This is a genomic window from Arthrobacter sp. ISL-48, assembly GCF_018613805.1.
Lineage (GTDB): Bacteria > Actinomycetota > Actinomycetes > Actinomycetales > Micrococcaceae > Arthrobacter.
Window position 1 is genome coordinate 1 of the sequence record NZ_JAGGPL010000026.1, and the last position, 10,875, is coordinate 10,875.

12 protein-coding genes and 1 pseudogene are annotated in these 10,875 nt (G+C 64.3%); 7 read left to right on the forward strand and 6 right to left on the reverse strand.

Translation table 11 applies throughout. From position 1 onward, the window contains the following. From J7E83_RS19790 to J7E83_RS19810, 5 genes and pseudogenes are all read left to right on the forward strand, one after another. A pseudogene (locus tag J7E83_RS19790) lies at positions 1–527 on the forward strand (recombinase family protein); the annotation flags it as partial. A 405-nt stretch (positions 528–932) separates the two neighbouring features. Next, positions 933–2,915 carry an amino acid transporter gene (locus J7E83_RS19795; protein ID WP_214965624.1) on the forward strand — a complete coding sequence of 661 codons (1,983 nt, stop codon included), beginning with the start codon at positions 933–935 and terminating at the stop codon, positions 2,913–2,915. A 4-nt stretch (positions 2,916–2,919) separates the two neighbouring features. Beyond that, entirely contained in the window at positions 2,920–4,341 is a 1,422-nt protein-coding gene (locus tag J7E83_RS19800) for a TrkH family potassium uptake protein (RefSeq protein ID WP_251044208.1), read from the forward strand. Between the two features lie 55 nt (positions 4,342–4,396). Continuing rightward, the gene (locus tag J7E83_RS19805) at positions 4,397–4,783 is read left to right on the forward strand and encodes a cupredoxin domain-containing protein (protein ID WP_214965626.1); all 387 of its coding nucleotides are present in this window, start codon (positions 4,397–4,399) and stop codon (positions 4,781–4,783) included. Beyond that, positions 4,780–5,244, forward strand: a complete 465-nt coding sequence (locus tag J7E83_RS19810) for a hypothetical protein (protein WP_214965628.1) — start codon at positions 4,780–4,782, stop codon at positions 5,242–5,244. The genes J7E83_RS19805 and J7E83_RS19810 overlap by 4 nt, the downstream gene beginning before the upstream one ends. 12 nt (positions 5,245–5,256) lie before the next feature. On the opposite strand, the gene J7E83_RS19815 is transcribed toward J7E83_RS19810, so the two are convergent. Together J7E83_RS19815 and J7E83_RS19820 are read right to left on the reverse strand one after the other, a co-directional pair. Beyond that, the gene (locus J7E83_RS19815) at positions 5,257–6,033 is read right to left on the reverse strand and encodes a cation transporter (protein WP_214965630.1); all 777 of its coding nucleotides are present in this window, start codon (positions 6,031–6,033) and stop codon (positions 5,257–5,259) included. Next, complete coding sequence (locus J7E83_RS19820) at positions 6,030–6,356, reverse strand: helix-turn-helix transcriptional regulator (RefSeq protein WP_214965632.1); 327 nt, start codon at positions 6,354–6,356, stop codon at positions 6,030–6,032. Before J7E83_RS19820 ends, J7E83_RS19815 begins: the two co-directional genes overlap by 4 nt. A gap of 106 nt (positions 6,357–6,462) precedes the next feature. Here J7E83_RS19820 and J7E83_RS19825 point away from each other — a divergent pair, with 106 nt between their 5' ends. Next, positions 6,463–7,197, forward strand: a complete 735-nt coding sequence (locus tag J7E83_RS19825) for a GAF and ANTAR domain-containing protein (protein ID WP_214965634.1) — start codon at positions 6,463–6,465, stop codon at positions 7,195–7,197. A 20-nt stretch (positions 7,198–7,217) separates the two neighbouring features. Here J7E83_RS19825 and J7E83_RS19830 read toward each other — a convergent pair whose 3' ends face one another. The 3 genes from J7E83_RS19830 to J7E83_RS19840 form a co-directional block, all read right to left on the reverse strand. Continuing rightward, positions 7,218–7,886: a PAS and ANTAR domain-containing protein gene (locus J7E83_RS19830; RefSeq protein ID WP_311379814.1), complete on the reverse strand. Its 669-nt coding sequence runs from the start codon at positions 7,884–7,886 to the stop codon at positions 7,218–7,220. A gap of 295 nt (positions 7,887–8,181) precedes the next feature. Continuing rightward, complete coding sequence (locus J7E83_RS19835; protein WP_214965638.1) at positions 8,182–8,724, reverse strand: DUF2269 domain-containing protein; 543 nt, start codon at positions 8,722–8,724, stop codon at positions 8,182–8,184. A 2-nt stretch (positions 8,725–8,726) separates the two neighbouring features. Continuing rightward, positions 8,727–8,894 (reverse strand): hypothetical protein, encoded by a 168-nt coding sequence (locus tag J7E83_RS19840; RefSeq protein ID WP_214965640.1) that lies wholly within the window; start codon positions 8,892–8,894, stop codon positions 8,727–8,729. 175 nt (positions 8,895–9,069) lie between these two features. Between J7E83_RS19840 and J7E83_RS19845 the strand changes: the two genes are divergently transcribed. Further along, the gene (locus tag J7E83_RS19845; protein WP_311379815.1) at positions 9,070–9,624 is read left to right on the forward strand and encodes a helix-turn-helix domain-containing protein; all 555 of its coding nucleotides are present in this window, start codon (positions 9,070–9,072) and stop codon (positions 9,622–9,624) included. 89 nt (positions 9,625–9,713) lie between these two features. Here J7E83_RS19845 and J7E83_RS19850 read toward each other — a convergent pair. Next, the coding region (locus tag J7E83_RS19850) for an HNH endonuclease signature motif containing protein (protein ID WP_214965642.1) at positions 9,714–10,875 on the reverse strand (1,162 nt) is incomplete at its 5' end.

The window sequence follows — 10,875 nt, forward strand, 5'->3', positions numbered from 1 at the left end:
GGCTCAGTTTTCAACCGTCACAATGGCTCAGTTTTCGACCGACACCGACACCACGTCGACCACGGATTCACCGGGACCAAACACGATCGACCCGGGCTGGAAAAGGCCCTCGCCTCGTGCCGCGGCGGCGACACCTTCGTGGTGACCAAACTTGACCGGCTCGCACGGTCCCTGCCGGATGCGAGGGATATCGCCGACGAACTCACGCGCAAGGGCGTGACCCTTAACATCGGCGGCAGCATCTACAACCCCCATGACCCGGTTGGAAGCTGCTGTTCAACGTCCTGGGCATGGTCGCCGAATTCGAATCCGACCTCATCCGCGCCCGAACCCGCGAAGGCATGGCCGTGGCGAAGGCCAAAGGCAAGCTTCGAGGTCGACAGCCCAAACTCACCAAAAGGCAGGAAGCCCACCTCGTGAGCCTCCACCAGGGCGGCACACACACCACAACAGAAATCGCCGAACTCTTCGGCGTCGCCCGCTCCACCGTCTACCGGGCCATCCAGCGCGCCGCGCCGGCCACCTGACCTTCTCTACAGCGAGCCGGCGAATCGTGAACATCGCTTCGGCACGGCATTGCCGCTAAATTTGGTGCCGCTAAGCCGCTGATACTCTGACGTTTCGTGCAGGCGGCTCCTGACCGAAGTGACGCTTTGTGCAGAGGACTTCGGACACCCAGATGTCCATACCCGACTGCACAACTCCCGTAATCTCGGGGCAGTTTGTGCAGACGACTTCGGAAAATGACAGCACGGGTACCGAGTACTCGTTTCGGCATCGGCAGGACACCTCCCAGGCGCGCTTGGGAACCGGCGTGATTGAGGCGTAATTTCCGGGTCCAAATGCGGAGCGCGGGGGCCGGGTGCTAGGCTCCGTTGGTTATTCTAAAAGTCGCCCGCGCTCCAATCTGTGCGGAATAGAAAGAAACGCCATTGACTGCACCCGCCCAGTTCTCCATTCCCGCCAGTGTTCCCAACCCCGAACACGGCGCCGCCCCCGGGAATGCATTGACCAACTGGCTGTTGGAGCATAAGGTCCACCAGCCCGTGGGCCCTGAATCGGCGGAGTCGGATGCAAACCAGCAGAGCTGGTGGAAGGTCATGTGCCTGACCGGCGTCGACTACTTCTCTACCCTCTCCTACCTGCCGGGCATCGCCGCGCTGGCCGCTGGCGCCCTGTCGCCACTGGCCACTTTGCTGATCGTGGGCCTGACACTGCTGGGCATGCTGCCGATGTACCGGCGGGTGGCCCATGAGAGTCCGCACGGCCAGGGATCGGTGGCGATGCTGGAGAACCTGCTGCCGTTCTGGAAGGGCAAGATCTTCGTGCTCGTCCTGCTGGGGTTCGTCGCAACGTCCTGGATCATCACCATCACGCTCTCGGCCGCCGATGCCACGGTCCACATGCTCGAGAACCCCTACCTGCCGCCGTTCCTTGAGGGCCAGGCGGTCCCCATCACCGTGGTGCTTCTCCTGATCCTGGGGGGCGTGTTCCTGCTCGGCTTCTCCGAAGCGGTGGCCGTGGCCATCCCGCTGGTGGCCGTCTTCCTGCTGCTGAACGCCGTGATTATCGGCGTCGGAATGTACGACGCCGTCACGCAGCCGGGTGCCCTGTCTGCCTGGAGCGCTGCCCTCACCTCTTTCGGAGGCGGCGTCGGCAACATCGCCGGCCCTGCCATTCTCGCCTTCCCGCTGCTGGTTCTTGGACTGTCCGGTTTCGAGACGGGCGTCAGCATGATGCCCCTCGTCGCAGCCAAGGGCGCTACGCCGGAGGAGCAGCTGGCCGCCCGCGTCAGGAACACCCGCAAACTCCTCACTACCGCTGCCCTGATCATGAGCGTCTACCTGCTCGGCAGCAGCTTCGTGACCACAGTGCTGATTCCGGCCGAAGCGTTCCACGAAGGGGGCGAGGCCAACGGGCGTGCCCTGGCCTACCTGGCCCATGAACTCCTGGGCAACGGCTTCGGCTCCGTGTACGACGTCAGCAGCATCCTGATCCTCTGGTTTGCCGGCGCCTCCGCGATGGCCGGGCTCATCAACATCGTCCCGCGCTACCTTCCGTCCTACGGCATGGCCCCCGACTGGAGCCGCGCCGTGCGGCCCGTGGTCCTTGTGTACACGGCCATCAGCATCCTGATTACCATCGGCTTTAAGGCCGACGTCAATGCCCAGGCCGGCGCCTATGCCACCGGCATCCTGGCCATGATGGTCTCCGGTGCTGTGGCTGTCACCATTTCTGCAGCCCGCAGCAAGAGGCGACGCGCCGCCGTCGGATTTTCCATCCTGACATTCATCCTCCTGTACGCCTTGGCCGCCAATGTGATCGAAAAGCCCGATGGCATCGCCATCTCCGGATTCTTCATCCTGGGCATCGTGGTTGTCTCGCTGGTCTCCCGGGTGAGCCGGACCACCGAGCTGCGCGTGGACAGGATCGAATTCGACGACGCGGCCCGCCGCTTCGTCACGGACACGCTTGAGTATGACGGCCGCATCAACCTGATCGCCAACCGCCCCGAAGCCCGGGACGCTCCCGAATACGCCGAGAAGGAAAGCGCGCAGCGGGAGAACAACCCCGTGCCCGGGACGGCAGACGTGATGTTCCTGGAAATCGACGTGACGGACCCGTCCGGCTTCAGCGAGGTCCTGGAGGTCCGGGGCGTCGAGGTGGGCGGCCACCGGGTGCTCCGCGCGGGAAGCCCGGCGGCGCCCAACGCCATTGCCGCAATCCTCCTGGCACTGCGCGATGCCACGGGAGTTAAGCCGCACGCATACTTTGAGTGGGCAGAGGGCAACCCTCTGGCGCACCTCATGCGGTACTTGCTGCTGGGCCGCGGTGATACTGCCCCCGTAGTCCGCGAGATCATCCGGGAAAACGAGCCCGACCCGGACCGCCGCCCCGGCATCCACGTAGGCTGATGCGATGACCCAGGAGCTGAAAGCCGTCAAAAACTGGCTGGCCAAAGACAAGGCAGTCATGGACAAGGCGGTCCGGGACCGGAGGGAAAATGCCATCCGACGGGTCTTTTCCCACCCGGTCCGCTCGGTCCCGCTGGCGTTTCTGGCCGTCATCCTCCTGGGCGCCGCGCTGCTCGCCCTCCCGGCGTCGCACATGGCGGATGACGCCAATATCCTGATGGACGCGCTCTTCACCTCGGTTTCAGCTGTGTGCGTCACGGGCCTGGTGACCGTGGACACTGCCACGTTCTGGACGCCTTTCGGTCAGGCCGTGATCATGGCCCTCATCCAGCTCGGCGGGTTCGGCATTATGACGCTGGGCACCCTTCTGGCGCTGCTGGTCCGGAAAAACATCGGCCTCCACACCCAGCTGGTGGCGCAATCCGAAACGCACACACTCAACCTGGGTGACGTGCGTTCGGTGCTCCTCCGGGTGGCCAGGATCATGCTCAGCGTGGAAGCCGCTACCGCTGTCCTGCTTACGGGCCGGTTCTGGTTTGGCTACGGCCAGAACCCGGGGGAAGCGCTCTGGCACGGCGCTTTCCATGCCATCTCCGCCTTCAACAACGCCGGCTTTGCCCTTTACAGCGACAACCTCATCGGTTTCGCGGAAGACCCGTGGATCATCATCCCGATCTGTGCCGCGATTGTCTTGGGTGGACTCGGATTCCCCGTGATCATCCAGCTGCTACGGCCTGAGCTCAAGGCACGGGACTGGAGTGTCCACCTCCGGCTAACCATCTACGGCACGCTCCTGCTCCTCATTGTTGGCATCGCGCTCTTCGCCGCCTTCGAGTGGAACAGGGACCAGACCCTGGGGCACCTGTCTTTCGGAGGCAAACTGCTGGGATCGTTGGCGGGCGGCGTGTTTCCGCGCACCGCCGGCTTCAACAGCATTGACTACGGGGCCGCCTCCCCCGAAACGCTCATGGTGACTGACATCCTGATGTTCATTGGCGGCGGCAGCGCCGGCACCGCCGGCGGCATCAAGATCACCACGTTCCTCCTGCTCGCCTTCTCCATCTGGAACGAGGTGCGCGGCCGTGAAGAGGTGACCATCGCCCACCGATCCATCAGCCCCTCATCAATGCGCCAGGCCCTCTCCGTGGCTCTGCTCGGCGTAGGCGCAGTAGTCAGCGGGACCCTGCTGCTGCTCATGTTCACGGACTACAGCCTGGAAAAGGTCCTCTTCGAATCCATCTCAGCATTCGGCACCGTGGGGATGAGCACCGGCATCACCTACAACCTTCCGCCGTCGGCCGAATGGGTGCTGATGGCGCTGATGTTCACGGGCCGGATCGGGAGCGTGACAGTGGCGTCCGCGCTGGCACTGTCCTCCCGCCCGAGGCTCTTCCGGGTGCCGGAGGAACGGCCTATCATCGGATAACCAAGTGCCGCCCCGGCTTTTGAGTGGATGATCAACTCCTGGAAAGGGAATGGTCATGAGACTGAGCAACAGAGTGCTGGCGGCCGCCGCCGCGGGTTTACTTACAGGCCTGGCCGGGTGTGGTTCCCCCGGCGGCGGTGCGGCTCCGCAGCCGACTTCATCAGGCAGTTCCTCGGTCGCACAAGACTCCTCCGGGTCTGCGACGGTCACGATCAGCGGATTCGCCTACCAGGTGCCCGCTTCGGTCAAGCCCGGTGCCACCGTCACGGTGGTCAACAAGGACTCCGCCCCGCACACCGTCACGGCGAAGGACAAAGGCGGGTTCGACGTCGAGGTGGACGCCGGGAAGACGGCCACGTTCACGGCCCCTGCAGAAGCCGGTGAATACGGCATCATCTGCACATTCCATCCGAAAATGAGCGGGACGCTGGTAGTCAAATGAGCCGGCAGGCTGCAGTCGGCCGGTCCACCTCCTCGATATGGGCCCTGCGGGTGCTCGTCGCCGCGGGACTGGTCACCAGCGCGGTCATCCATCTTCGGCTGGCTTCCGGCTATCAGCAGGCCGCGCCGGGCGGCATCGGCCAGGGCAACCTGTTCCGCATCCAGGCTGCCGTTGCAATTCTGAGCGCCCTCTACGTCCTGGTCAGAGGTTCCCGCCCCGCTTTCCTGGTGGCGGCGCTAGTGGCCCTGTCCGCTTTCGCGGCCATCGTCCTCTACCGCTACGTGGATCTCCCGGCAATCGGCCCGATCCCGGCCATGTACGAACCAGTCTGGTTCATGGAAAAAGTGGTCACGGCGGTGGCCGAAGGGATCGCAGGTGTCCTCTCGATTGCCGGATACATGCTGCTTCGCCGCTCGGGAAAGGCCCGGGCCGGCTCGGCCGCGACCGTCTCAGCCCGGTAGCCGCGGCCGCCGTCAGAGGTTCTCTACGCCGAGCGTCACGCTGACTGCCTTTGGTTCGGCAGCTGAACCGCAGCCCTCGCAGCAGTTGGCACCGAGTTCGACGGCGGTGCCTACTGCGTTCGCGGCGGCAGGACCGTCGTCGTCGAGCTTGACGTCGTGCGGGACTGCGCAGCAGACGTCGCCTTTCCAGGCGTTGACGCCTTCACGGAGGGCGATCGCCGCGATGACCAGCGCGGCACTGGCGTCGGCCCACCACCAGCCGAGTGCGCTGTTCAGCACCAGACCAACCAGCAGGACTGCCGAGAGGTAAGTGCAGAGGAGCGTCTGCTTGGAGTCGGCGACGGCGGTCCTGGAGCCGAGCTCTTTGCCGGCACTGCGCTGCAGCCAGGACAGGACCGGCATGGTAGCCAGGCTCAGAGAAGCAATCACGATGCCCGGCATGGAGTGCTGCGCCTCACCCCCGCCGGTCAGGGAGCGGACCGAGTCCACGGCGACGAACAGGGCCAGGGCGAAGAAGGAAATGGCAATGATGCGCAACGTCAGGTGCTCCCGCCGCTCAGGATCCTTAGCCGAAAACTGCCAGGACAGGGCCAGTGCGGACGCGACTTCGATCACGGAATCCAAGCCGAAGCCGAGCAGCGCCGAGGAGTCCGCGATGTTCCCGGCCCAGAGCGCGACAGCGGCCTCGATGACGTTGTAGGTGATGGTGGCAGCGGCCAGGACACGGATGCGCCGGCTCAGAACAGCGCGGCGCGCTGCAGTGGACGGAGGCTGGAGGGTGGAGGTCACTCTACGCACGTCCCGTCGGGTGCGCAGCAGGCCGGGTCGACGGCCAGCACGACGCCGATCAGGTCCTGTATCGCATGGCCAAGCCGGGCGTCGGCGAGTTCGTACTTGGTCCGCCGGCCGTCCGGGACGGCCACCACCAGGCCGCAGCCGCGCAGGCAGGTCAGGTGATTCGACATGCTCTGCCGGGATACACCGAGCGAATCGGCCAGCTCAGACGGATAGGCGTGTTCCGTGGCCAAGGCGAGCATGATCCTGGCCCGCGTCGGGTCCGAGACCGCGTAGCCGAACCGCGCCAGGACCGGTGCATGCGTGAGGGTTTCCATGAAAGCCAGAGTACATTGATCTATGTATTCATTCAAAGGTGTAGTAAAGGTTATCCAATGTGCAGGATGGCTTGTGGGCAGTAGCCGTTAGGAATAGCTTTTGGCTATGTCCACTTCCCCAGAAGGTGACCTGCTCCTTGAACTGCAGGACCTGATTATCGGCACGGAATCCGTGGCTGATTTCCTTGCCGGGCTGGCAACCATGGCAGCGTCCATCCTCAGCCGGAATACGGGGACGGCCGTGGAGTGCGGTGTGACCCTCAAACGCGCCAGGGGGACCACGACTGTGGGCGGCAGCAGCCCCAGGGCGATCCATCTTGACAGGATCGAGCAGCTGGTCGGCGAGGGCCCATGCATAGAGGCGCTAAAGGTCAAAGTCCCAGTACTCCTGGGCGATGTCCAGAGTGACCCGCGCTGGCCTGTCTACCGGCAGCGGCTGCTGGACGAGGGCTGCCTGAGCGCCCTGGGAGTGCCGATGGAAATCGGAGAAGGCTCCGCTGTGGCGCTGAACTTCTTTGCTTCCACCACGGGCGTTTTCACCGAGGCGATCATTGATGAGGCTGCCGCCTTTGCCGACCTCGCAGGCAGGGCAGTCCGGCTGGGTGTAAAAGTTGGCACCGCCCAGGGCGCCGCCGATGATATGAGCCTTGCGATGCGCAGCCGTACGGCCATCGATCTTGCGTGCGGAATCATCATGGGCCAAAATCGGTGCAGCCAGGCAGAAGCGATGAAGATCCTGACAAACGTCTCCAACCACCGGAACCAGAAGCTTCGCGAGGTCGCCGAGGAGATGGTGCTCAAAGTCTCGGGCGACAGTTCCACCACACACTTTGACGTCTAGTTCGGCTTCCTGAGGGCTGCCTAGCGCCGGGCAGAATCTCCCTTAGGTGCGGCGCCTTCCTGGATTGCCCTGACGGCTGCCTCCAGCTGTTCGCTTCCGTCAGCGTTATCGAAAAGGCGCAGAAGGTCCGCTGCGACAACGCATATTTTGCGGTTTCTGTGGCTGCTGTAGCCGACCAGCAACTGGAAGGCGGCGTCGGAGCTGATCAGCAGCCTGCCCATCAGGATGCCCCGGGCCTGGTCAATGACAGTGCGCGTGGCAGTGGCTCCCTCAACGGCGTCGTGTGCGGTCTGCTCTGTCTCACGCCGCAGGGTAGCAGTCAGGTCAAGCATGAGCCCGTCGACGGCGATAACGCTCCCCTCCGCGTCGGTGACTCCTTCCCCTGACGTCAGCACCCTGTGGACGCGGCTGCGGGCATCGATGATCCGGTGGTAAATGCAGTAGCGTCCTCCCGTGCGGATGACCTCTGCCAGTATCTCCCCGGCCCTCGCCCTGTCATCGGGATGCTTGTGCGAGAGCAGCAGTTCAACAGTGGGCACCACTTCACCGCGCTCATAACCATGCAACTGGAAGAGACCGTCCGACCATTCGAAGTGCCGGGTGGCCACATCAAGGTGGAACGTCCCGGCCGGCAGGTCACCATCACCTAGGGCGCTGGAATACGTGAAAGGGCTGCTCAAACGTGGCACCGCGGCACCTCCCAGTATTGACCGGCACCCCCCGCGGGCGCCTGATTCCCCAAGTATGAATACGTCCGCAACCCCTTGAAAGACTTCCAGAGCAGGAGTGCGGTAACCCGCATTCCGAGGAGGCATGGCGATTGGCCGCCGACGATCAGAAAGGGTTCTTATCCAGAAGTCGGTGCCCCGTGCGGGATCAACGTCTTGCGGGGCCCTCGCTCCCTTTGGTCGCCGTACGTCATGTCGGTCTCTCCGCCCGCTGTCCGGATCGCGCTGTCAGTGTGGTTGGGTCGCGTCCCTGGACTCAAGAATGGTCCGATCCGGCAGCGGGCTCAAGGATTCCCTGCTGCTTTCGGAATCCAAACCTGGTCATGCCCCGCGGCTTATAGACGGAGAGCACCACGGCAAGGATCAGTAGAACGAGGGCGCCGCTGGCGTGAATCACCGGCGACCAGCTACGCAGCGCCTCCTGGCCTGTTCCCGGCATCGTATCCGTTCCTGCAGTGGCAGCGAGATAGTTGATGGTCTGCATGTACATGAGCAGGATGGTGGTCGCCACGACGTTGATCACGAGCTTTGCCAGAACCCAGTAATGCCGGAACAGGCCCCATGTGGTGATGAGGGACTGGAGGACTCCGGTCAACAGTGATGCCCCGCTGAGGGGTACGAGAACCGCCCACCCGATGACCTGCATGCCAAGAGTGCTCGCCCGTACAAGGTCATGGTCCGGGCTGGCGGCGGAGGTGATAGCCAGGGCAAGGAATGCGGCCACCGCACCGAGCCAGCCAACCGAGACGCTGACATGCGTGACCAGCAGGGCCTTGCGCAGCCGCGGAGAGGAGCTCACGCCTATGCCTCACAGCCGAGGTCCAGGCAAAGGGTCGTGGAAGCCGTTCCCGGACTGGCGGGAGCTCCGGTCATGTGACGGCCGGGCCCGTGGCCGCTGAGCAGCATGGCAACCAGCAGGACCGCCAGCAGGAGAAGGACAATCCCGGATACCTTTACCCACCTGGGCATCCCTGCAGGGCCTTGGGGGTTTTGCGTTCTGCTGGCGTTGCCGTTAAGTCGCTCGGGTTTTTGCGGCATCGGGATCCTGTTCGGTCGGAGTAGGGAGGATTCATCCAGACTATCGAGACAGTGTGTATTCAACAAGACAAGGCGTCGCACCCTCGTCATCTCGTATACTGGGGCGGTGCCGAAGCTTTGGAACGAGACGATCGAGACCCACCGCACGGCCGTGCGGGATGCCATCCTGGGTACAACCATGGCCTTGGCGGCCGAGCATGGACTGCTGTCGGTGACGATGTCCCGGATCGCCAAGGAGGTGGGCATCGGGCGGGCGACGCTGTACAAGTACTTTCCGGACGTTGAGGCGATTCTTCTGGCACAGCATGACCGGCAGCTGGCCGTCCAGCTGGAACATCTCCACGCCGTGCAAAGTGCCGGGGGCGATCCCCGACGGCAGTTGGAGCAGGTACTCCAGATCCACGCCCTGATGATCCATGAGCATCACGACAGCGTCATTGCCTCGGTCATGCACCGGAGCGGCGGCCGGGGGCACCAGGATGCCTTCCTTCAGGACATGCTCCAAAGAGCAGGCGAAGTCGGAGAGATCCGCACTGACATGAGCCCGCAGGAACTTGCAACATTCTGCCTGCACTCCCTGTCGGCAGCTGCGGAAGCGCCGTCCCAAGCCGCAGTAAAGCGTCTGGTGCAGCTCACCCTGGACGGACTCCGGGCACACTGAAGCTGGTCGGACCGCCGTCCGCTGGATGGCCAGTAGGCTTCGATGGCGTTCGCCGGCGGGTGCGCCGGCTGGATCAGGAGGAGTCTGACTTAAACCGACTGCCCAACCTGCAAATCGGAAAGTGGATTCCTCGGCAAGCCAATCTCAGCCTCCAGTTTTCCGGGAGGGTCCGGGGTGTCACTTGGCCGATGGGCCGGGTCCCAGTCTTGTTCTTCGTGTTGGAATTCGCGTCCGGTGAATGAGAGCCAATCGGGTGGCTCCCAGTCTTGTTGTTCGCTTTGGTAGTGGCGGCCGCTGGGTGATACCCACCCGGGCGGCTTATTTTGGGTGGCCGGGGTTGGTCTCCACGCGCTGGTGTGTTTGAGTCTGTGGTGTTTGTGGCAGGGCTGGCCGAGGTTGGTGATGCCGGTGGTGCCGCCGTCGGCCCAGGCGAGGAGGTGATCGGCTTCGTTGTCCAGGGAATGGTTGTTGCAGCCAGGGAACGGGCATTTACCGTCCCGCATCCGGAGCCATTGCCGCATCGCTGTGGGAACCCGGTAGCTGGTCCGCCCGATTTCCAGTGGTGCGCCGTCGCGGGGGTCGGTCAGGACCCGGTGGAAGGACTCGGCGCCGTCGGCGACGAGTTGCCGTGCCATGGAGGCCGGGATGGGCCCGTACCCGTCAAGGGTGGCCGGTTCCTCACCGGCACCGATCAGGGAGAGCACCGGGACGGTGAGCAGGACCTGGGCCCTGGGGGACGGGGTCCCTTCGGTGACGCCGCCCAGGAGCCAGTTGGCGGCGTTATCGGCGCGCAGCTGGGTAAGGGTCCTGGGCTCGTCGGGGCCCTGCATTGCCCTGGCGGCAGTGGTGGCGCGGTCCCAGATCCCCGCTGCCTGCCCGGCAGGGAGGTAGGCCGAGAGCCAGGCCATCCCGTCCCGGTCCGGGGTGTATTCGAGACGCCGGTCCTGCAGGCCCTTGGCGTGGCGTTTTTCGATGGACACCGGGTGGTGCCGTTCCCTCCAGGTCCGGGCCCTGTACCGGAACCGGGACGGGATGAGCTCGCCCGCCGGGCAGCCCCGTGCCAGGTTCACCGCGTCCGGGTCCAGGAAATGCGCCTCTAATGCCGCGGCTCCCGCAGGATCCAGTCCCGTGGTTTCGTCGCATACGATCCGGGCGTGCTGCCACGAGATCGACCCGGCCTGCAGCGCGGACAGGGTCATCGGCAGGTGCTTGGTCAGTGTCTGTGATTCGGCCAGCAGCGCCCCGGCGGCC